Annotated in this window: 20 protein-coding genes and 1 pseudogene; 9 read left to right on the forward strand and 12 right to left on the reverse strand. The window is 61.3% G+C overall.

The genetic code is table 11. The features are described from left to right. The first annotated feature begins 38 nt into the window (after positions 1 to 38). Together ABIE52_RS24165 and ABIE52_RS24170 are read left to right on the forward strand one after the other, a co-directional pair. Positions 39 to 866 carry a transglutaminase domain-containing protein gene (locus ABIE52_RS24165; RefSeq protein WP_030536164.1) on the forward strand — a complete coding sequence of 276 codons (828 nt, stop codon included), beginning with the start codon at positions 39 to 41 and terminating at the stop codon, positions 864 to 866. 12 nt (positions 867 to 878) lie between these two features. Then, positions 879 to 1,674 (forward strand): annotated as a pseudogene (locus ABIE52_RS24170) (2-phosphosulfolactate phosphatase). On the opposite strand, the gene ABIE52_RS24175 reads toward ABIE52_RS24170, so the two are convergent. The 4 genes from ABIE52_RS24175 to ABIE52_RS24190 form a co-directional block, all read right to left on the reverse strand. Continuing rightward, positions 1,629 to 2,420 (reverse strand): ABC transporter permease, encoded by a 792-nt coding sequence (locus ABIE52_RS24175; RefSeq protein ID WP_054780764.1) that lies wholly within the window; start codon positions 2,418 to 2,420, stop codon positions 1,629 to 1,631. The pseudogene ABIE52_RS24170 and the gene ABIE52_RS24175 overlap by 46 nt on opposite strands. Further along, positions 2,417 to 3,358, reverse strand: a complete 942-nt coding sequence (locus tag ABIE52_RS24180; RefSeq protein ID WP_054826940.1) for an ATP-binding cassette domain-containing protein — start codon at positions 3,356 to 3,358, stop codon at positions 2,417 to 2,419. The genes ABIE52_RS24175 and ABIE52_RS24180 overlap by 4 nt, the downstream gene beginning before the upstream one ends. Before the next feature lie 14 nt (positions 3,359 to 3,372). Then, a complete protein-coding gene (locus ABIE52_RS24185; protein ID WP_158170360.1) occupies positions 3,373 to 4,248 on the reverse strand; it encodes a DUF4097 family beta strand repeat-containing protein in 876 nt (291 codons plus the stop codon). A 65-nt stretch (positions 4,249 to 4,313) separates the two neighbouring features. Further along, entirely contained in the window at positions 4,314 to 4,829 is a 516-nt protein-coding gene (locus ABIE52_RS24190; RefSeq protein ID WP_007730367.1) for a toxin-antitoxin system HicB family antitoxin, read from the reverse strand. A 131-nt stretch (positions 4,830 to 4,960) separates the two neighbouring features. On the opposite strand from ABIE52_RS24190, the gene ABIE52_RS24195 reads away from it, so the two are divergent. Then, positions 4,961 to 5,557 carry a CHAP domain-containing protein gene (locus ABIE52_RS24195; protein WP_030536161.1) on the forward strand — a complete coding sequence of 199 codons (597 nt, stop codon included), beginning with the start codon at positions 4,961 to 4,963 and terminating at the stop codon, positions 5,555 to 5,557. Here ABIE52_RS24195 and ABIE52_RS24200 read toward each other — a convergent pair. Beyond that, positions 5,548 to 6,318 carry an acyl-[acyl-carrier-protein] thioesterase gene (locus tag ABIE52_RS24200; RefSeq protein WP_158170361.1) on the reverse strand — a complete coding sequence of 257 codons (771 nt, stop codon included), beginning with the start codon at positions 6,316 to 6,318 and terminating at the stop codon, positions 5,548 to 5,550. The genes ABIE52_RS24195 and ABIE52_RS24200 overlap by 10 nt on opposite strands. 124 nt (positions 6,319 to 6,442) lie before the next feature. Here ABIE52_RS24200 and ABIE52_RS24205 point away from each other — a divergent pair, with 124 nt between their 5' ends. Then, on the forward strand, positions 6,443 to 6,787 hold the full coding sequence (locus tag ABIE52_RS24205) for an ArsR/SmtB family transcription factor (protein ID WP_003943224.1): 345 nt from the start codon (positions 6,443 to 6,445) through the stop codon (positions 6,785 to 6,787). Beyond that, entirely contained in the window at positions 6,787 to 7,455 is a 669-nt protein-coding gene (locus ABIE52_RS24210) for a cation efflux transmembrane domain-containing protein (protein WP_233272373.1), read from the forward strand. The genes ABIE52_RS24205 and ABIE52_RS24210 overlap by 1 nt, the downstream gene beginning before the upstream one ends. A 54-nt stretch (positions 7,456 to 7,509) precedes the next feature. On the opposite strand, the gene ABIE52_RS24215 is transcribed toward ABIE52_RS24210, so the two are convergent. Further along, positions 7,510 to 7,983, reverse strand: coding sequence for an SRPBCC family protein (locus ABIE52_RS24215; RefSeq protein ID WP_051649717.1), 474 nt, complete (start codon positions 7,981 to 7,983; stop codon positions 7,510 to 7,512). A gap of 145 nt (positions 7,984 to 8,128) precedes the next feature. Here ABIE52_RS24215 and ABIE52_RS24220 point away from each other — a divergent pair, with 145 nt between their 5' ends. Continuing rightward, on the forward strand, positions 8,129 to 8,545 hold the full coding sequence (locus tag ABIE52_RS24220; RefSeq protein ID WP_003943077.1) for a DUF7144 family membrane protein: 417 nt from the start codon (positions 8,129 to 8,131) through the stop codon (positions 8,543 to 8,545). A gap of 95 nt (positions 8,546 to 8,640) precedes the next feature. Here the strand turns inward: ABIE52_RS24220 and ABIE52_RS24225 are convergent, their stop codons facing one another. Next, complete coding sequence (locus tag ABIE52_RS24225) at positions 8,641 to 8,853, reverse strand: DUF8691 family protein (RefSeq protein WP_003943015.1); 213 nt, start codon at positions 8,851 to 8,853, stop codon at positions 8,641 to 8,643. Between the two features lie 258 nt (positions 8,854 to 9,111). Here ABIE52_RS24225 and ABIE52_RS24230 point away from each other — a divergent pair, with 258 nt between their 5' ends. From ABIE52_RS24230 to ABIE52_RS24240, 3 genes are read left to right on the forward strand one after another with little or no spacing between them, the layout of a single operon-like run. Then, on the forward strand, positions 9,112 to 9,771 hold the full coding sequence (locus ABIE52_RS24230) for a GAP family protein (RefSeq protein ID WP_192712741.1): 660 nt from the start codon (positions 9,112 to 9,114) through the stop codon (positions 9,769 to 9,771). Positions 9,772 to 9,786: 15 nt separating this feature from the next. Further along, on the forward strand, positions 9,787 to 10,500 hold the full coding sequence (locus ABIE52_RS24235; RefSeq protein WP_042451601.1) for a GAP family protein: 714 nt from the start codon (positions 9,787 to 9,789) through the stop codon (positions 10,498 to 10,500). Then, on the forward strand, positions 10,497 to 12,197 hold the full coding sequence (locus tag ABIE52_RS24240) for a SulP family inorganic anion transporter (protein ID WP_118605993.1): 1,701 nt from the start codon (positions 10,497 to 10,499) through the stop codon (positions 12,195 to 12,197). Before ABIE52_RS24235 ends, ABIE52_RS24240 begins: the two co-directional genes overlap by 4 nt. On the opposite strand, the gene ABIE52_RS24245 is transcribed toward ABIE52_RS24240, so the two are convergent. The 5 genes from ABIE52_RS24245 to ABIE52_RS24265 all read right to left on the reverse strand — a co-directional run bounded on the left by ABIE52_RS24245 (position 12,189) and on the right by ABIE52_RS24265 (position 19,762). Beyond that, entirely contained in the window at positions 12,189 to 13,010 is an 822-nt protein-coding gene (locus tag ABIE52_RS24245) for a hypothetical protein (RefSeq protein WP_192712742.1), read from the reverse strand. The two genes, ABIE52_RS24240 and ABIE52_RS24245, sit on opposite strands and share 9 nt — an antisense overlap. A gap of 14 nt (positions 13,011 to 13,024) precedes the next feature. Next, positions 13,025 to 15,724, reverse strand: coding sequence for a helix-turn-helix transcriptional regulator (locus ABIE52_RS24250; protein WP_151098397.1), 2,700 nt, complete (start codon positions 15,722 to 15,724; stop codon positions 13,025 to 13,027). Positions 15,725 to 15,899: 175 nt separating this feature from the next. Beyond that, positions 15,900 to 16,862, reverse strand: a complete 963-nt coding sequence (locus ABIE52_RS24255) for an asparaginase (protein ID WP_065456530.1) — start codon at positions 16,860 to 16,862, stop codon at positions 15,900 to 15,902. A 15-nt stretch (positions 16,863 to 16,877) separates the two neighbouring features. After that, positions 16,878 to 18,323 (reverse strand): amino acid permease, encoded by a 1,446-nt coding sequence (locus tag ABIE52_RS24260; protein ID WP_007730398.1) that lies wholly within the window; start codon positions 18,321 to 18,323, stop codon positions 16,878 to 16,880. Next, positions 18,323 to 19,762 carry an aspartate ammonia-lyase gene (locus tag ABIE52_RS24265; RefSeq protein ID WP_192712743.1) on the reverse strand — a complete coding sequence of 480 codons (1,440 nt, stop codon included), beginning with the start codon at positions 19,760 to 19,762 and terminating at the stop codon, positions 18,323 to 18,325. The genes ABIE52_RS24260 and ABIE52_RS24265 overlap by 1 nt, the downstream gene beginning before the upstream one ends. Between the last annotated feature and the right edge of the window lie 209 nt (positions 19,763 to 19,971).

Raw genomic sequence — 19,971 nt, forward strand, 5'->3', positions numbered from 1 at the left:
GGAGTTGCTGTGTCGGCAGTGTTTGTTAGTGTCCGCCCATGACGGCGGTTCTCGACTACACATCAGCAGGACCGTTCACCCGCATCGACGGGGTGGACATGCTCGCCCTCGAGTCGCTCCCCACCGACCCCATGCAAATATGCCGGGTAGTGCCGTACCTGGTGGTCCAACCCACCGATGCACGGTCGCTGAATCTGCCCACCGACCGATTCGACGAAAACCAGATCCGGCCGGCAAGCGTTCTGCTTCAACGCCTGCTTGCGCTCGATCCGGCACCGGTGACCTCCGCCCGAGAACCCGACAAGCGGCTCGTCGGAACCTGTCGGCACTTTGCTGTTTTGAGTTGTGCGTTTCTGCGCTATCGCGGAATTGCCGCTCGCGTCCGCTGTGGTTTTGCCACCTACTTTCAACCGGGACAGGGCGTGGACCACTGGATCACCGAGTACTGGGACGACGCCGGCAAGCGGTGGATCCGCATCGATTCGGAGATCCTCGGACAGAACGTCCTTCCTCACGCCCATAACCTGCAGCCGGGAGAATTCCTCAGTGGTGGTGAGGCGTGGCTGGCGTATCGACGCGGCGTGATCGACGGGTCCCAGTTCGGGGTGTACGGCACCGAGAACTGGGGGCCTGCCGAGATCCGCGGCAACGCAGTGAAGGATCTTGCCGCGATGAACAAGGTCGAAACTCTGCCGTGGGACGAGTGGGGTCGTATGACGGACGCCTACGACGGAAAGACAGGCGCCGACTACGACCTACTGTTGGACGATGTCGCCGCGGTGTGCGCCGCCGACGATCCCGTTGCCGTGCGAGCACTGTACGAGCACGATGACTTGCGCGTGCCGGACAAGCTGATTCGTTTCTGAGATGCTGGTGCGATGAATCCGGAGCATCGTCAACTCGATTACGGACTTCGATTCGACTGGGGGTTGCGCGGCGCCGAAGCGATTGCTGCCGGCGTCGATGTGGCAGTGGTGGTAGACGTTCTCTCGTTCACGACGACGCTGAGCGTTGCCGCCGACGCGGGAATCGACGTACTTCCCTTTTCCTGGAATGACGAGAGTGCGGTCGACTACGCGCGTGATGCCGATGCGGTTCTGGCTGTACGGCGAAGTGTGGCCAGAGAGGGGTCAGATCAGTCTGTCTCCCAAGACGATTCGCGAGACCGAGGCGCCAAGTCGGCTGGTGCTGCCGTCTCCGAACGGGTCGACTATCGCGTTTGCGTTGGCGTCCGAGGTTGCGGTGTGTGTCGGCGCTTCCTTGAGGAACGCTTATGCCGTCGCGGATTGGATTGTGCACGAACATGGTCCGGGATCGCGGGTTGCGATAGTCGCATCCGGGGAGAAGTGGCCCGGTGGAGAGTTGCGCCCGGCGGTGGAGGATCTGTGGGGTGCCGGTGCGGTTGTCACGGCGCTGACCGCTGCTGGTTGGGACGGCCACGTATCGCCCGAGGCTCGGATGGCGGCGGATGCGTGGGCGGCGGTGTCGGATTCGTACGAGGAACGGTTACGGGACTGCGCCTCAGGGCGCGAGTTGATCGTCATGGGGTTTCCACACGACGTCGCCATCGCCTCGGAACTCGACGACAGCGACACCGTACCTGTTCTCGAAGATCGTGTGTTTCGAGGTCAGCGCACCGGGCGTCGGTTGAACAAACTCCGCGCCCAGAGGTAGGAGAGGAAGGTGATTGCGACGCACCATCCGATCGCGAGTATCGCGTTGTTCCCGATAGCTTCGCCGAGAAGAAGTCCTCGAAGAGTCTCGATGATCGGAGTGAACGGCTGATACTCGGCAAACCATCGCAACACGGTCGGCATCGAGTCGGTGGGGACAAAGCCGCTTCCCAGGAACGGCAAGAGGATCAACACCATTGGAAGGTTGCTGGCCGTCTCGACACTCTTGCTGACGAGGCCGAAGGCGACCGACAACCAGATCATGGCGATGGAGACCAGGACGAGGAGTGCAAACGTCGCGGCCCACTCCACGAAGCCTGCAGTGGGCCGGAAGCCGACGGCTATCGCTACGGCGATGACGACAACGAGGCTCACGATCGTCTGAAGGAGGCTGCCGAGAACGTGACCGGTCAGGACGGACGTGCGCGTGATCGCCATCGTTCGGAATCGTGCAATGATCCCGGCGGTCATATCGGTTGCGACGGAGATGGCAGTACCTTGTGCCGCTGATGCCACGGTCATCAGAATAATCGCCGGTGCAACGTAATTGACATACTCGGCTCGGCCGCCACCGCCGGGGCCGAGGCCGTTCCCGAGCGTTCCGCCGAGCACGTAGACGAACAGCAGGAGGAAAACGACTGGCATTCCGACGAGCATCACCGTCATCGACGGATATCGAAGGATGTGTCGAATGCTGCGACGCAGCATGGTTTTCGAGTCCTGATAGGCAAGCGTCATGGTGGTCATCGCGCGTCGGTCCTTTCGGTGGCGGTCAGAGTCAGGAACACGTCGTCCAGGTCGGGTGTGTGCACGGAGAGTTCCTTGACGTCGATCGAGTGAGCGTCGAGTTGGTCGAGAAGAGAGCGCAGCGAGCGGACACCCCCGTCGCTGGGGACCTGGAGGACATAGGCGGCATCGTCACGTGATGATTCGTCGAAAACAGCTGCAGCAGAATCGAGCTGATCTCGGTCGAAGAAGTGAAGACGAATGTGGCCGCCGGGGATGTGCCGTTTGAGTTCCGCTGCCGTACCTTGGGCGACGATCCGTCCCTGATCGAGGACGGCGATGTGGTCGGCCAGTTGATCAGCTTCCTCGAGGTACTGGGTCGTGAGGAAGATGGTGACACCGCCCTCGACCAACTCCCGGATGATCTGCCACATGGTGCGTCGACTCCGGGGGTCGAGACCGGTGGTGGGTTCGTCCAGGAAGATGATCTCCGGCCGCCCGATCAACGTCATTGCCAGGTCGAGCCGTCGACGCATGCCGCCCGAGTAGGTCGATGCCAGCTTGTCCGCGGAGTCGATCAGATCGAACTTCTCCAGGAGTTCGTCAGTGCGAGTGCGGCGTTCGTCCTTGCCGAGGTGGTGAAGATCGGCCATGAGGAGAAGGTTTTCCTCGCCGGACAGGTAGTCGTCTACCGCCGAGAACTGTCCGGTGACACCGATACGCGAACGCACCGCGTCAGGATCGTCGGAAGGGTTGTACCCGGCGATGCGGATGTCGCCGCCGTCTGCGGGAACGAGGGTCGAGAGGATTTCCACGATGGTGGTCTTGCCGGCGCCGTTGGGGCCGAGGAGTGCAAAGACGGTTCCGCGGTCGACGGAGATGTCGATTCCGTCCAGTACCGTCTTGTCGTCGTAGGCCTTCTTCAGGCCCGTCGCGGTGATGGCTGGTTTACGGGACATCAGCGTTCCTTTCGCTAGATCTTCTTGTTGGATTCTTCTCGGGGCTCCGAACGTCGAATGACGATGTCGCCGTAGCTGGTGTGTGCCCGGACGTCTACCCGGCGTTCAGTGGAAGCCGGACCGTGCGTGGCATTCATCTGGTTGTCGACGCGGCCGAAGGACGTATGGGCGTCGAATCGTGCGGCGGTTCCGGATCGAACACCGATATGGATTCGTCCGGCGGCCGTCTTTGCGGATACGACTCCACTCTCGATGGCCTCGAAGCGGATGTCGCCGTTGGCGGTTGCGGCGCTCGCGTCGGATTCGGCGTGCTCGACGGCGACACTGCCGTTGGCGGTCTTCGCCTTCAGTGCGCCGGTGATCGTGCCGATGTTGATGTCGCCGTTGGAGTTCTTGACCTCCGCGTTGCCGTCGACGCGGCCGATGCGGATGCTTCCGGACCCGGTGCTCGTGTCGATGTCACCGGCCACGTGCTCGACGATGATCGCGCCGGCCCCGGTGCTGACGTTGAGCGGCCCGGTGGTTTCCAGTGTGCAATCGCCCGCGGAAACCTTCACCCGTGATCGTCCGAGAGTGCCTTCGCTACGGAGGTTGGCAACTGCGGCAGTGCCTTCGAGTTCCGAGCCGGAGGGAAGCTGAACGGAGATGTCCACAGATCCTGTCTTCCCGAAGATGCCGAGGCCGCGCTGTTTCGGAGTCTTGATCTGCAGCCGGCCACCTGCGAATTCGACGCGTGTTTGTTCGGCGACTCGAACGTCGACCTCGCGAGACGAGTTGCTGGGCAACACTTCCACGACAGTGTCGTTGCGGCTGCTCGCCGTGATCCGGATGTGTGCGACTGCCACGTCGAAGTTCAAGGTGATGGGGTCAGGTGTGCTGAATGTAGGCATGGTGATACTCCCGATGAGGTTGTCTCGGTTGATGAAAGAGGGTGGTGCGAAAGATGAAGCCGGTGTCAGTGCACCCAGCCGCTGAAGCTTTCGGAACCTTGGGACGTGCGCTGTCTCGGAGTGCTTCTGTTCGCGCCGCCTTCCAGAGCCGTTGCAGCCGAGCGAACCAGCCACGCGTTGACGGAGATACCGGCTTCCCGGGCCGCCGCCTCGATCCGGTCTTTGAGGTCTTGCCCCAGCCGCAAGTTGATTCGAGTCATCGAGGCGTCGTCGGACTCCGTGACGGGGCGCGGTGCAGGAGTCGGGTCCTCTTCGACGGGGGCTGGAACCGGTTCACTGATGGCTGGTGCCACCACGAATTCGGGTTCGCGTCCCCGCAGACGCAGGTCCACCGAACCCGGGGCGAGGTCACGCGTGATCTCGGCGGCTGCCGCAGACAATGCGTCGAGAAGGGTGAGTCGCACTGCTGATTCCAGCGGTGCGGTCAAACGATCGGCGAGTGCCTTTGCGTCTTCTCCGCCTGCTTCGGCCGCCACCGCGAGTTCGTGGCGAAGGTTGTCTACGTACGGCGTCAAGTCCATGGCATCACTATGGCACCACTTTGGTGCCACCGCAATAGTTTGGTGGCACATTCGTGTGAATTTGGTGAGAATTGCCAGGTCATCGGGGTGGTTGGCGATTCGGTCCGCGGCAGGCTGGCACACTCGTAAGGGTGAGTCCTGCCGAATCGAACCGCCGACGCCGCATCGTGCTCTGGATTGCCGGGGTGCTCGGCGTCGTGATCGTGGTTGGGGTGGTGGTGGTCGCGATCGCACCATCGCGGTACCTGCCCTGGGACACGGCTGAGTTCCCGGCGGTGGACGCGAGTGCGCTCACGTCTGATCAAGGTCGGGTGCTCGAGCTACTGCAATCCGAGCATGAGCAGGACCGTCCGGGCACCTTCTATTCCGACGGCATCGACGAAGAGTGGTGCGCCGACTTTGTCAGCTGGATCATGAGGGAAGCGGGTCGACCGTTGTCCAACCCGAACTCCGGAAGTTGGCGCATCCCGGGGGTGTACACCTTGCAGGAGTATTACCAAGGGATCGGCGCGTACGCCGAGAACGGCAGCGGGTACACCCCGAACGTGGGTGATGTGGTGATCTACGACAGTTCGAGATGGGTCGGTCAGCACACCAACATCGTTGTGGCAGTGGACGGCAACTCTGCGATCACGGTTGGCGGCAACGAGTTCGGCAAGGTGCGGGTTCATGATCTGGACTGGCAATCCGACTCTGCCGTCGTGGGATTCGGAAAACTTCACCCCTGATCGTTGCACTTCGGAGACAAGGCGAACCACCGCGCCGACGCACGTGCCTCGTCGCCTGCGTCGATGTGCAGCGTGTTCGTGCCGGTTCGCACGCTCACCTGCTCACCTCTCTTGATGGGCTGGGTGTACTCGAGGATCGCGCGAAAGGGCCCGCTTCGTAATCTGTCGGGCAGCGCATCTTCCACGGGCTGCCAGTAGATTGCGTTGTTCACGTGATCGAAGGGGTCGAAATCGCTCGAGCGCAACGGGAACGGCGTATCCGCTGACGGCGTCGTGTCCGGGGTCGGGTCGATCCACCGACGCCAGTGAAGATGCTGGTCCACAGCCGTCGATGCCAGGGCAGCGGTGAACTTCTCACTGATGGATGCCGGCATTCCCGTCTTCGGGTCGATGTTGATCCAGAACGCCTCGGTTTCGATCAACCCGCCGCCATCGGATCTGATGCGAACTCGCATCGAACACCACTTGTTCGACAGGCCTGAACACCAGCGCTGCAGATGAACTCGATCCGGCCAGACGACCGGTTCGAGTATATCGATCACCGTTCTTCGTACCATCCACAGCGGGTGTGTATCCATGGCGCCGCGGTCGACGAGATTGTCGAAGCCCGCGTCTTGGAGGTAGCGCGCGATCGCGTCGAGGCGCAGTTGTTTGTCGGTGTGGATGTCACCCGTACGCACCGGCCACGAGGCCTGGAAGATGCTTCCGGTTGTTGGTAGTTCGGCCATCGCTACGTGGTCGTCGACTTTTGTACGGTTCATCGGATGTGGGCTCCCGGTGTTCGCTTGGTTGGGTGGCTTCACGCTTGCGTTACCCGATGGTGGGATCTTGAACCATCGGAGTTCATCGTTTTCTGAATCCAGTTTTCGATGTACTGTTGCACGTATGGATATCGAGGGCGTAGATGTGGTGACCAACGTGGCGGTGCTTGCGAGGTTCGGGCATGCACTGTCCGACGAGACTCGGACACGGATACTGCTCGAACTGAAGACCGCCCCGCGGTATCCGTCCGACCTCGCTGAAACACTGGCTGTGACCAGGCAGAAGCTGTCCAACCATCTGGCGTGCCTGCGCGGTTGCGGCTTGGTGGTGGCCGTCCCGGAAGGGCGCCGGACAAGATACGAACTCGCCGACGCACATATCGGTCAGGCTCTCGACGACCTGCTCGGGGTCGTACTCGCGGTGGATCCGTCGTACTGCCCGGACAGCGAATCAGAGGGGTGCTGCTGATGGTTGCGCCCGTTGACGGTGTCGGGCTCTCGACTGACCGGCGTGCGCTCTTGTCGAGAAGAATTCGCATCTTCGTGGCGATCACGATCAGCTACAACGTCGTCGAAGCGATCATCGCGCTGGCGGAGGGCACACGGGTGTCGTCCGCAGCACTGTTCGGTTTCGGCCTCGATTCGGTGATCGAAGTGTCCTCGGCGGCAGCTGTTGCCTGGCAGTTCTCGGCGCCGGATCCGACGAGCCGTGAGAAGACGGCACTGCGAGTGATCGCATTCTCGTTCTTCGGGCTCGCTGCGTACGTCTCGTTCGACGCGATTCGGTCGCTGTTCGGTCTGGGGGAAGCTCAGCACACGAGCGTCGGAATACTCTTGGCTGCGGTGAGTTTGGCGATCATGCCGGCCCTGTCCTATGCGCAACGCCGAGCCGGTCGGGAGTTGGGTTCGCTGGCGGTCGCGGATTCGAAGCAGACGCTGCTCTGCACTTACCTCTCTGCTGTCTTGTTGGTCGGTTTGCTGCTCAACTCGCTGCTCGGCTGGTCGTGGGCGGATCCGATTGCGGCACTGGTCATCGCCGTCATCGCGGTGAAAGAAGGCATCAACGCGTGGAAGGGTGATCCGTGCTGCCCGGTTGTGGCTGTGCCCGAGAGCGGTGACGAGTGCGACTGCTGCTGAGTGAACACAGGTTTTGTCGAGTGAGCACTCGCTGCGGTGCGTCAGAGCGGGTGTTCACTCGATGAAAGGCGTGCCGACTTCTGCGCGGCCCTTGATGTGCGCGGCGCGTTGCTCGAGAAGGCGCCGCAGATACGGGCCGACAGCCAACCTCAGTGCCAGGTGTCCGAGCACTCCGAAGGGGGCCGTAACCGTGAAGCGGTCATGCATCCGCGTCCACCCACCCGGCTGAACGTCGAAGACGTGCTCGTGCCGCATTGCGGCAAACGGGCCGCGGACCTGCTCGTCTGTGAACGAGTACGGACGGTTGTACTGCGTGATCCGGCTTGTCATCGAGAATCTCCACCCGAGATGCCGAGCAGTGAACGACACCTCGTCGCCCTCTCCCAGCGTCGATCTACCCGTACTCGTGACTGCCACCTCATCTGTTGCGCGGAGCGAGGCCGAGTGTTCGTCCATGTCGAGTTCGAGATCGAAGATCACCGCCGGTGGAGCATAGATATCGGTGATCACGACTACGGTGTGTTGCACAGTGCCAGTCTGCCAACATTGGTTTGCGATCCCGGCAAACGGGTACGGGTCGGTGACCTGCGGTTCATCCGCGACGGGTGATGTTTTCGCCTTCCAGCCCCTCGAGACTGAGTAAGGGAAGTGCATTCTGTCGAAAGGAACGCTGATGACTGCTCCACCGCGGGAACCCGCGAATCACCCTGTCCGGCAGGGTTTCGCGGTAGGTACGACGTTTGCAGCAGCAATCCTGCTGCTCACCGCAGGCATTGTCGCTCTGCTTCAGGGCATCGCGGCCGTTGCCGACAACAATCTGTTTGTCGTGGGTATCAACTACACGTACAAGTTCGACATCACGACGTGGGGTTGGATCCACATCATCTTGGGCATCATCGGGATCGTGGTGGCCCTCGGCCTCTTCACCGGTGCAGTGTGGGCCAGGGCGGCGGCAATCGTCATTGCGTCGCTCTCGATCATCGCCAACTTCTTGTGGATGCCGTATTACCCACTGTGGTCGATCCTGGTCATCGCGCTCGATGTCGTTGTGATCTGGGCGGTCGCGACCTGGGACAGGGACAGAGTCTAGGCACCGAACAACCCGAGAGCAGTTGGTCCCGACCGAGTCGACTCGGTCGGGACCATCGCTCGTGCGTGGGACATTTCGACAGGGTGTGGCTCGGATCAGTCTGGGAGTCGACGCATTTCGGCGACGGTCAGGCCGAGGGAATCGAGACGGGCCATGATGCTCCGCATAGCCGTGTGGTCCGCGACGGGTCCGTACAAACTGGTGAACCCGCCGGCGGCACTGGCGACACTGAGTTCAGGAAATGCGGCCTTGACGCGGTCCGACACTTCGCCGTCGATGAGGAATTGATACCGAGTGGGAGCATTCATCAGTATCCGCTCCATTTCGTAGGGCCATGAGGTTCGAGAAGGCAGCGCTCCGAGCCTCGAAATCGCATGTCGTCAAGTGCAATCGGCGTCGCTGCCCGATCCAGGACTCCGCATCCGTGGGATCCAGTCTTACTCGCGTACGCGCTCGGGGCGTCATCCCCTACGGGTGAATGTCGTCGCGGGTCCGTTCATCCCTTTTGTGTGAGGCTCCGCAGAGTCGCCACCCCTAGTGTCGACCGGGAGAGAGAAGAGGTCGGCATGGGATCTGTCATCGGGGATCTGTTACCCCTCGCGGTCGGCATTGCGGTATCGCCGATCCCGATCATCGCGGCAATCTTGATGTTGTTGTCCAAGCGTGCCGGCAGCACGAGCGTCGGGTTCGCGCTGGGCTGGATACTGGGAATCGTCGTCGCCACCGTGATCTTCGTGCTTCTGTCCAGCAAGCTCGGTGACTCCGAAGGTGATCCGTCAGCGACAGTGTCGTGGATCAAGCTGGCGTTGGGTGTATTGCTTCTTGCGTTCGGAGTCAAGCAATGGCGCGGACGCGGAGGCGAGCACGAAACCCCGAAGTGGATGCACGCCATCGATGACATGACCGCTGTCAAAGGCCTCGGCTTGGGCTTCGCTCTGGCTGCGATCAATCCGAAGAATCTGATGATGTGTATCGCGGCCGGAATCTCGATCGGATCCGCGTCATTGGGCTCCGGAGAAGTTGTTGTCGCCATTCTGGTTTTCACGATCATCGCGGCCTGCACAGTGTGCGTGCCCGTGATCGGCTACCTCGTTGCCGCGGAGCGACTGCGTGGTCCGCTGGCCAAGCTGAAGGTGTGGTTGCAGGAAAACAACGCCACGGTGATGAGTGTGTTGATCCTGGTTATCGGTGTTGTTCTCATCGGCAAGGGCATCGGCGGTCTCTGACAACTGGAGGTAGTTATGGGATCGCTGCTACTGCAACAGATCCCGCTGGCGCTCGGGATCATCATGAGCCCGCTGGCGGTTGTCGCCGTTGTGGCCGTACTGTTTTCCGAACGAGCGCGTATCAACAGCATTGCGTACCTGATCGGGTGGTATCTCGGAATAGTTGTCGCGCTGGCCGGTTCGTACGTCATCTTGACCGCACTCCAGGTTCATCAGCGCACACACCCTCCGCTGTGGGTGCCCATCATCCATCTCGTTCTCGGGGCAACTCTGCTGGCGGGTGCCTGGTTCGTCTACTCACGCAGTCGTCGCGGGGTTCAGGCGATGGCGGCTGCAGTTGCCCCTGGCGACGTTGTGGCTGCGGCCCCTCAGCTGCCGAAGATGCTGCAATCGGTTGAGCACTTCCAACCAATGCGATCCGGTGTGCTCGGTTTCGCGCTGTTCGTTCTCAACCCCATCGACATGTCGTGTGCCATCGCAGCAGCGATGAACCTTCGTCTCAGCACCGTGGCACCGACGTCGCAGATCGTCTCGGCCGTGATCTTCTCGCTGGTGTCCGTGACCTCGGTCGCGGTACCTGTTGCCCTCCTGCTGATCAAGAAGGACGAGGCAACCGAACCGCTGCTGAAGATCCGCACCTGGATAGCCACCAACACGCACTTGCTGAACGTCGGGCTCCTCGTCCTGATCGCGGCGATGCAGATCAGTAAAGGGGTGCAAGGACTATGAGTGCTCCGCACACGCGGACCTGGTGGGTCTTCGGATCGTTGTCCGACTATCAACGCGCTTGGCTTCGCCCCGACATCATTGCGGGCCTTACGGTGTGGGCTGTCCTTGTTCCGGAAGCGCTCGCGTACGCCACCATCGCCGGAGTTCCGCCGGTGGTCGGGCTTTATGCTGCGGTTCCGTCATTGATTCTGTATGCAGCAGCCGGCAGTTCGCGCCATCTGATCGTCGGGCCGATGTCGGCGACCGCAGCGTTGTCCGCGGCGATGATTGCGCCATTGGCTTCAGGAAACGACGGCCGATTCATCGCGCTGTCGGCGGCATTGGCGATCGTGACCGGGCTCGTCGGACTGCTCGCAGGATTCATGCGCCTCGGATTCATCGCGTCCTTCATCTCCGAGCCGGTTCTCAAGGGATTCATCGTCGGTCTGGCGCTCACGATCATCATCGGTCAAGTACCCAAACTCCTGGGCGTGGCCAAGGGGGAGGGAAACTTCTTCGTCCAGACGTGGACAGTGGTGAAGGAACTGGGTGAGGTCGACCTACCGACCGTGATCATCGGGTTGCTCAGCCTGGCAATGGTCCTGGGCGTCAAGCGATGGCTTCCGCTCGTACCGGGTTCGCTCCTCGTCGTGCTGCTGGGCATTACCGCAGTAGCGTTGTTCGGCCTCGACGATCGTGGCATCGACATTGTCGGACACATCGACGCGGGCCTGCCGTCGATGGGTCTGCCGAGTGGTGTGGGAGCCGAGGACTACCTCGACCTGGTCGGACCGGCGGTCGGCGTTCTGCTCATCGGTTTCGCCGAAGGTCTTGGCGCTGCAAAGACATACGCGGCCAAGGCCGGCTACACCATCGACGCGAATCGTGAACTGGCAGGACTGGGTGCGGCCAATCTCGGATCGGGTCTCTGCTCGGGAATGGTGGTCAACGGCAGCCTGTCGAAGACCGCCGTCAACGGAGGAGCGGGCGCCAAATCTCAGGTCAGCGGACTGGTGGTCGCGGCACTGACGCTGGTGACACTGCTGTTTCTCACCGGCCTGTTCGAGAAGTTGCCAGAGGCGACGCTCTCGGCTGTGGTCATCGCAGCAGTGATCGAACTGGTCGATTTCTCCTCTCTCGCAGCGCTGTACCGGGTGTGGACGAAGAGGTTGGGCAGTATCTACGGGCACGCTGCCCGGGCCGATTTCGCCGCGGCGATCGCGGCGATGTTCGGGGTTCTCCTCTTCGACACGTTGCCCGGTCTGATCATCGGAATCGCCGTCTCGATGTTGCTGCTCCTGTATCGAGTCTCCAAACCGCACGTGGCTGCTCTGGCCAAGGACGGCACGCGCTGGGTCGACATCAGTGGGCATCCTGATCTGAAGACACTCGACGGCGTCGTAGTGGTCAGGGTCGAAGCGGGGATGTTCTTCGCCAATGCCGATCACGTGCGTGATCAGATCACCGGTCTGGTGACCGCCGGCACCACCATGGTCGTTCTCGACGCCGAGACGTCACCGTTCATCGACGTCAGCGCTGCGCAGATGTTGGCTCAGCTTCGAGATTCGTTGGCACGCAGGAATGTGAGCTTCCGAGTGGCACGCGACATCGGGCAGTTCCGCGACGTTCTGTCCGGTGCCGACCAGGGCGCGCTGAAGGTCGACGTCTATCCGACCGTCTCGCAAGCGCTTGCAGGTCGAGACAACACCTCAGCGTGATGTCCGTAGCCAGATTCCCAGGGGACCGGAATCTTTGGCCACTGATCCGACGATCGACGACGCGACAACCACGATGGCCGAGAAGATGAACAGCCAGCCGATGACGGTGAACATCACGCCCAGAAGACCGAACTCGTCCTGCGACGTCTTTGTCATTCGGGGGAGGAAAAGAGTGCCGGCCACGTGCAGTCCGGTCAGGCCCGTCGCGGTGAGCAATCCTGACCCGACGCACATTCGAGTGGGCATGCGATTGGCCGTCAGCAGCATGGGCACGGCTGTCCACACGAGTGCCCACACGACGTAGACCGCTGTGAATTCCAGGACTCTGCCCACTCCCGGAACACCATTCAGTTCACGGCACAGGGCCGCACCGACCACCGACGCGGCCACGACGCACACTACCGCGAACCACCGCCACGCCTGACGGAGTGTCGCCGTCGGCACGCTCCAGATCCGTCCGTACATCCGGCCGAGAGCGCGAGCGTAGGACGTGGAACTGATCAGCAGCATGAGCAAGCCGACAATCCCGAATGCTGCCGCGGTAGAGGTACTGGTCAATGCGGTGTCGGGGAGTTGGACGCCGAGGTCGTCTTTGGCGGCATTAGCCAACGGCTTCAGCTTCTCCAAGGTCGACGCTGCAATCATGACCGGGAGCAATGACGTAAAGGCCTGGGCCGCCAAAGTCATGGCGCTGTCCACGAGCCCGACTTCGAAGACCCCGATGGTTGCATCAGTCGCCAACCGTCGACTGGGTGTACGTCTCGCCCACACGGTCAATCGATCGCGCGTATCGGAATACAGCTTCGGGGGCATGGAAGCAGTCTTGCTCAGATGAGTCCGCCGCGTCGCGCAGCCTTGAGCGCGTCGCGTCGGTTGCTCACTTCCAACTTGCGATAGATCCCGCGAAGATGCGTCTTGATGGTGTTGACGGAAAGGAACAGCGTGTCGGCAATGGACTCGGTGGTGTCTCCGGAAGCCAGTTCACGGAGCACGGTGTATTCGCCTGGCGTGAGGATCGGTGCACTCACCAATTCTTGTGGGCGAATGCGGCTACGTACCTGTTCGGCAAATGCTTCCTGATCGCCGAAATGTCCACTGAACTCGTCGAACACCGGCCGCAGGGATGCGCCGTAGTCGAGGAAGGGGCGTAGCAGGCTACCGGCTTCCGCGGCGCGCAGCGCTTTGTGGAGGGAGCGAAACGACTTGCGCTCGTGACCTGTTGCAGCGTGGATCCCGGCTTCGAGTGTCCAGGCGTAGACGTGATGTGCGAGCAACGGGATTTCGGAGGACCCGAGAGCTTCGGAAACTTCGACGAGTGCTTCCGCGAACTTGTTGGACGAGAAGGCGACGGCACCCCGTGCGAGATGTATCTCCGACGTTTCTCCGAATTGATCGGCTGCGTCACGCACGAGTCTCGCTGCCCATTCCACCTCGCCGACGGAAAGGCATGCGTGGACGACGGGTGGTAGAAGAGCCAAGGTCGCGAACGCGAAGGTACGTAATTCGATCGCGCTGAGCATCGCGTCGCGGACATCGGCGGCGGTCGAGCGTCGGTCGGTCGAGCCGTCGAGACTGTGAAGGCCGAAGGTTACGACGGAGTGCCACCCGAACACCGGCGCGCTGGCGCCGAGAACGTCTGTGCTCCGGTAGTTTCCGATTGTCGGGATGCGGTACGGGAGTTCGCTCGAAGCGCAGAGATATGTGGCAAAGGCGGCCACCGACGCGGACAACTCGTACTCCGCAGTCGTCGTGATGCGATGTTCGACCGCGTAGTCGAGAGCGTAGACGGAGTGAGCCCTCATCGCCCCGATGTCTCCGCTGAGAGAAGCTACGTAGCCCAGTCCGGTCAGCGACTTCAAGACGAATCGCGCCCTGCCCCGTATTGTCCCGAGTGCGACGGCTTGAGTGTATTCGACAGTCGCCCTGTCGAACTCACGTCGCAGTAAGTGTGCCGTCGCCAATTCCATGTGTGCGTAGGCTTCGATGTCGGAGTGGGTGCTTTTCTGGCGCCGCTCCAGACGTGCCGCCAGCGGCTCGTTGTCGGAAGTCGCCGTAACGCAGGAGATTTCCAGGCTCATCGCCAGGAACAATGGATCTTCTGCAATCGGTGGATGAGTTGCCTCGAGAAGATCGAGGCACGTGGTCGCCGAGGTCACGTCACCGGAGTGGAGGGCGGCCGCCGCCAGCACCAGTCGGGTGATCGGGGATTCCGAAACCTGCGTCGACACCGATTCCAGGACTCGCACGACGTCCCCGCAGTGCCCGTCGAGTACGAGGCCCAGCCCGCAGCGTTCGAGAAACGCGAGAATGCGGCATGGGTCTCCGATCGACACCTCGAGTTCGAGCGCCTCGAGTTCGAAGTGATTGCTTTCGAACCAGCTTGCTGCTCGCAGGTGTACGCGGTTTCTCTCGACGTGATCGACGCGACGGAACTCTGCCCGAAGGTGCTCGCGCAAGAGAGGGTGATAGCTGAACCACGTTGTGTGGTCGGCGGAATCGGTACGGGTCACGGGGAAGTTGAACTGAATCAGCGAGTCGATCTCGGATAGAGCGTTCGAGTCCGTCAGAGTTTCCGCCAGTTGGGCGGAGAAAGAATCGACTACCGATGTTCGCAACATGAACGAGGTGACATGTTCGGGCAAGGACGTCAGTACCTCGTCGACGAGAAAGTCGGCGATCGGGCGGGGTGTGTGCGTGAACTCGTCCAGTGCATCGCCGATGTCACTGCGGCCGGCCAGAAACGCGGCGGTCAGGCGAACGACGGCGCCCCACCCCTTGGTGAAGTTCTCGACGATTGCGAGTTCGTCGTCGCGCAGCGTGATGTCGTACTCGCCGAATATCGCGGTGATCTCGGAGCGATCGAAAGCGAGATCGGTGGATGCAAAGCGGGTGAGTCGGCCGTCGAGAGCCAGACGATGCCACGTGAGCGGTGGTTCGTAGCGGGCGGCAACGATAATCGACAGGTTGCCCGGGGTCTGTGTGAGTATCCGATCGAGGAGACCGATCGACATCGGATCGTGGAGGGTGTGAACGTCGTCGAGGATCAACGTTGTTCGGCGCTCGTGCGTTTCGAGGGTTTCCGCAAAGTGCGCGAGCCACTGCTCGACGGGCGGCCTGGATCCGGTCTGCACGGGGAGCCTCTGGCCGGCCGCATCGACGGAGGTCGCGATCGCCTCGGCGAGGGATTCACACAGTATCGACACGTTGTTGTCGCGCTCGGCCAACGTCAGCCAGGCCAGCGCAACATCAGGGGAGGCTCGAGAATATTCGCGAGCCCAATCGGCCAGAAGTAGGGTCTTCCCCGCACCGGCCGGAGCCGAGAGCAACCCGACAGGCCCGGGGCCTGAGCCTTTGGTGGCAGTGGATGCGGTGAGTTTGCGGTGCAGGCGCGGACGCGCGACCAGTCCTTTCACGGCAGTTGGCGGGTGAAAACGACCGTTGAGTGCGGCGCCTGGCACGTGCGCTTGCCCGACGCGGTGAGACGCGTCGAGCGTTACTGCAGCGGCATCACGAAATGGGCTGCTCATCCGACTCCTGTTCGACTGGCTGCACTGGACGTGACCGCTGGATCGAAATTTTGAACGAGTTAGATGATGTGAAACTACCCAATTCGGACACCAAATAAGCGTCCAAGTCGAAAATTCGGACCAAAGTCCCTGATTTAGTGGAGTGAATTTCGAACAATGAATGGTGTCGCCAGTTCTACCGCCCGAACGGCGGGGTGCGAGCAAACCTCGAATAGCGGTCGAATACCTTTTCCAGGCCCACGAGATCCGGATCTGACAACAAGGCTGCCAGAAGTACACGTGCCTGCCCGGCTCGAAGATCGGTGGAAAATACAGCGCCTGCGGCGATCAAGTCGTGCCCGCCACCACCGCCACCGTAAACCGGGGAGATTGGCCCCGAGGGCACCCGAGTTGTCACGGCTACCGGAATGTGAGCGCCTACGCAGTCTCGTACGGCCTCGACTATCGTCGGATTGGCATTTCCCGAACCGAGTCCGTCGAGAACAAGTCCCTGCGCCCCGGCGTGCACGCAGGCGTCGATCTGTACGCGGTCTGCCCCGGGATACACGGCGATGATGTCGACGCGGGTATCCGAAATCGGATGCCACGGCAATGGTTCTGGCGTGCGCAGCAGGAGCGGATCGATGTGCACGCGGCGGAAGGCATCGAGTGCCGTCGTATCGGACTTTCGCGTACCTGCGGCTGGATGGACCGAACCGCCGAAGGCGATGAGGACACCACGCCCGTGTGACGAGATGTCCAGTCCGGCTGAGATCGCCGCGGCGAGATTCGAACGAGCGTCGGATTCGGGATGGTCGAAAGTGCGCTGCGCGCCGGTGAAGACCACCGGGCGTTGGTCGTCGTGGTGCAGGTCCAACAAGAACGCAGTTTCCTCCATCGTGTCGGTGCCGTGAAGCACGACCACCGCGTCGAGTCCGGGATCTTTCAATTGATCGGCTACGGCGTCGCGAACACGATCCATGTCCGCGAAGGTCATGCTCGAGCTGTCCTTCGACATCACGTCGACGACCCGAAGCTCGATGTCGGCCTGCTCGTTGCCGACCAGATCTGCACCGGTGATTGCGGGCCGGCTGATTCCATGCGCATCCCGGGTGCTGGCGATGGTGCCACCGGTAGTGACAACTGCGACTTTCGACACTGTGGTCCTTTCACGTCAAGCTGCGGGGTGGTGGATGGCCAACTCGCGAATACGATTCCTGGCGGCGTACCAACCAATCATCAAGAGCGGTGCGATGATCGCGATGGATCCGACGGTCCACGTTCCAACGGGGTTGTCGAATGCCATCAACACGATAACGACCGCAAGAAAGACCAGTGTCGCGATCCCGGTGTACGGTGCGCCGAATATGCGGAAGGAAGGGCGAGTGACTTTGCCTTGTTTCGCAAGTTGCCAGAGCCTCAACTGGCACAGCACAATTACCGCCCATGCACTGATGATGCCCAGTGCCGCAAGATTGAGGACTATTTCGAAGGCCTGCGCTGGGACAACAGCATTGAGCCCGACGCCGAACAGGATGACCACGCCGGTGAGTGCGATTCCCCCGTACGGCACTCCGGCTTTGTTCATTCTGGCAGCGAAGGCAGGCGCCGAACCGGCCGTCGCCATCGAATGGAGTATTCGTCCGGTCGAATACAATCCGGCATTGAGGGAAGACAACGCCGCCGTGAGAACGACCAGATTCATGATCGCATCTGCGCCTTGGATGTTGATCGAACCGAAGAATGTGACGAATGGACTTTCACCGGCGTGGTATTCGGTGTACGGGAGCAACAGTGAGAGCAGCAGGACCGACCCCACGTAGAAGACGAGGATCCGAATGATCACTGTGTTGATCGCCTTGGGTATCACCTTCCGGGGATTTTCGGTCTCTCCAGCCGTGGTCCCCACGAGTTCAATTGAAGCGTAGGCGAACACGACGCCCTGAATCACCACGACTGCCGGCAGTATTCCGTTGGGGAACAGCCCACCGTTGTCGGCGATCAGGCTGAATCCGGAGGAATGCCCTTCGATGGGCGTGCCGAAGAGTACGAAATAGACACCGAACCCGAGGAATGCGGTCAAGGCCACGACCTTGATCAACGCGAACCAGAACTCCAACTCTCCGAAGACTTTCACGGACACGAGATTCAGTCCGAGAACCAGCAACACCGCGATCAGAGCGAACATCCACTGATCGATGTGTCCCAGTGGCGCCCAGTACTTTTTGAAGAAGTTCATGTACAACGCCACAGCCGTGACGTCGACCACGGCAGTCATTGCCCAGTTCATCCAGTACAACCAGCCCGCAGCGAAAGCCATCTTTTCGCCGAAGAATTCGCGTGCGTAGGAAACGAAGGATCCGGAAGTCGGTCGGTGCATCACCAGTTCGCCGAGCGCCCTCAGGATCAGGAACGCGAAGAATCCGCACAGCGCGTACACGAGAACCAAGGCCGGGCCCGCCTGTTGTAGTCGCCCTCCCGCCCCCATGAAAAGGCCGGTTCCGATCGCGCCACCGATCGCGATCATCTGAATTTGTCTGGGGCCGAGCGCCTTCTGATATCCGAGATCCTCCTCAGTGGCAACTTCGGCGCGGCCTGTCTCTTCCCGTTCGACGGTCATCAAACCTCCTCCGCAACAGCGGTGGCATGAGGCTTCTCCCCCGAAACGCGGAGATTGGCGAGATGTTCGGGGCTGAGCAACCGATCGAGTTCCTCGCGGTCGAGCAGGCCGGCTTCGATTACGAGATCGGCGACGCGACGCCCGGAAATCAACGCCTCCTGGGCGATCCGAGTGGACGCGGTATATCCGATGTAGGGGTTGAGCGCGGTGACGAGGCCGATGGAGTCTTCGACTCGGGCGCGCAGCAGTTTGGTGTTAGCCGTGATGCCGAGTACGCACCGGTCCGCCAAAATGCGGCAAGCCGCACCGAGGTGTCGCATTCCTTCGGACAGTGAGTGCACGATGATCGGCTCGAAAGCGTTGAGTTGGAGCTGACCGGATTCCGCAGCCATCGTGATCGTCACGTCGTTGCCGATGACTTCGTACGCGACCTGATTGAGGACTTCGGGAATGACAGGATTGACCTTGCCCGGCATGATCGACGAACCTGCCTGCACCGGTGGAAGATTGATCTCGTTCAATCCGGCTCGCGGGCCCGAAGAGAGCAGCCGGAGATCGTTGCACACCTTGGACAACTTCACAGCGACCCGCTTGAGGACGCCGGAGAGGTGGACGAACTGGCCCACGTCCTGGGTCGCTTCGACAAGATCCGTTGCCAACACCAGCGGCAGTCCGGTCAGTGCGCCCAGGTCGGAACAGGCCACCTCGGCGTAGCCGGCGGGTGCGTTGAGGCCAGTGCCGATAGCAGTCGCACCGAGGTTGATCTCGTGAACGAGAAGAGCGGCCTCAGCCAGACGCGCCCGATCCTCCTCGATCATGACCGCGTAGGTCCCGAACTCCTGACCCAGGGTCATCGGCACGGCGTCCTGCAGTTGGGTGCGTCCCATCTTCACTGTGTCGGCGAACTGAAGAGATTTGGTCGTGAATGCGTTCTGGAGTGTAAGAAGTGCATCCAGCAGGTCATCGATCGCGAAGATCGTCGAGATATTCACGGCCGTGGGGTAGACGTCGTTGGTCGATTGGCTCAGGTTCACGTGTTCATTGGGGTGAAGCCGTTCGTAGTCGCCGCGCTGGTGGCCGAGGATTTCCAACGCGCGATTGGCGATGACCTCGTTCGCATTCATGTTCGTCGACGTGCCGGCGCCACCCTGGATGACGTCCACCACGAACTGTTCGTGCCACCGCCCGTCCACGATCTCCTTGCATGCCTGTGAGATGGCCTCCGCGCGCGGGCGGTCGAGGATGCCCAGCTTTTCGTTTGCGCTGGCTGCGGCCCACTTGACGTAAGCGATGCCGCGGATCAGATGCGGGTTCGTGGCGATTGTTCGACCAGTGATCGGGAAGTTCTCCATTGCGCGCAAGGTGTGGATACCCCAGTACGAATCGGCTGGAACCTCGCGATCGCCGAGCAGATCGTGTTCTGTTCGCGTTTCGAGCACTTGATCAATTCCTCGTGTCTCTTCGCGCAAGCATCACTCTGCGCGGTGGGTGTATTTCGGGATCGCAGCGCTGACGGTCGAGTAGTAGTCCCGCCCAGCTATCGGGCTATCAGGCTGTCTGACAGGTGTAATTGTTACCTCGCTCACTCCGGCACGTCAACCCTTCATCAAGTGCGATGTTTGACGCGGGTCTTCGGCAGTCGCAACAA

This window comes from Rhodococcus sp. OAS809 (assembly GCF_040546695.1).
GTDB classification, from domain to species: domain Bacteria; phylum Actinomycetota; class Actinomycetes; order Mycobacteriales; family Mycobacteriaceae; genus Rhodococcus_F; species Rhodococcus_F qingshengii.

What these genes read in the sequence shown, in the direction of transcription:
- ABIE52_RS24165 (WP_030536164.1), top strand. Translation starts at nt 39, where the DNA reads ATGACGGCGGTTCTCGACTACACATCAGCAGGACCGTTCACCCGCATC.
- ABIE52_RS24175 (WP_054780764.1), bottom strand. Translation starts at nt 2,420, where the DNA reads ATGACCACCATGACGCTTGCCTATCAGGACTCGAAAACCATGCTGCGT.
- ABIE52_RS24180 (WP_054826940.1), bottom strand. Translation starts at nt 3,358, where the DNA reads ATGTCCCGTAAACCAGCCATCACCGCGACGGGCCTGAAGAAGGCCTAC.
- ABIE52_RS24185 (WP_158170360.1), bottom strand. Translation starts at nt 4,248, where the DNA reads ATGCCTACATTCAGCACACCTGACCCCATCACCTTGAACTTCGACGTG.
- ABIE52_RS24190 (WP_007730367.1), bottom strand. Translation starts at nt 4,829, where the DNA reads ATGGACTTGACGCCGTACGTAGACAACCTTCGCCACGAACTCGCGGTG.
- ABIE52_RS24200 (WP_158170361.1), bottom strand. Translation starts at nt 6,318, where the DNA reads ATGAACCGTACAAAAGTCGACGACCACGTAGCGATGGCCGAACTACCA.
- ABIE52_RS24205 (WP_003943224.1), top strand. Translation starts at nt 6,443, where the DNA reads ATGGATATCGAGGGCGTAGATGTGGTGACCAACGTGGCGGTGCTTGCG.
- ABIE52_RS24210 (WP_233272373.1), top strand. Translation starts at nt 6,787, where the DNA reads ATGGTTGCGCCCGTTGACGGTGTCGGGCTCTCGACTGACCGGCGTGCG.
- ABIE52_RS24220 (WP_003943077.1), top strand. Translation starts at nt 8,129, where the DNA reads ATGACTGCTCCACCGCGGGAACCCGCGAATCACCCTGTCCGGCAGGGT.
- ABIE52_RS24225 (WP_003943015.1), bottom strand. Translation starts at nt 8,853, where the DNA reads ATGAATGCTCCCACTCGGTATCAATTCCTCATCGACGGCGAAGTGTCG.
- ABIE52_RS24230 (WP_192712741.1), top strand. Translation starts at nt 9,112, where the DNA reads ATGGGATCTGTCATCGGGGATCTGTTACCCCTCGCGGTCGGCATTGCG.
- ABIE52_RS24235 (WP_042451601.1), top strand. Translation starts at nt 9,787, where the DNA reads ATGGGATCGCTGCTACTGCAACAGATCCCGCTGGCGCTCGGGATCATC.
- ABIE52_RS24240 (WP_118605993.1), top strand. Translation starts at nt 10,497, where the DNA reads ATGAGTGCTCCGCACACGCGGACCTGGTGGGTCTTCGGATCGTTGTCC.
- ABIE52_RS24245 (WP_192712742.1), bottom strand. Translation starts at nt 13,010, where the DNA reads ATGCCCCCGAAGCTGTATTCCGATACGCGCGATCGATTGACCGTGTGG.
- ABIE52_RS24250 (WP_151098397.1), bottom strand. Translation starts at nt 15,724, where the DNA reads ATGAGCAGCCCATTTCGTGATGCCGCTGCAGTAACGCTCGACGCGTCT.
- ABIE52_RS24260 (WP_007730398.1), bottom strand. Translation starts at nt 18,323, where the DNA reads ATGACCGTCGAACGGGAAGAGACAGGCCGCGCCGAAGTTGCCACTGAG.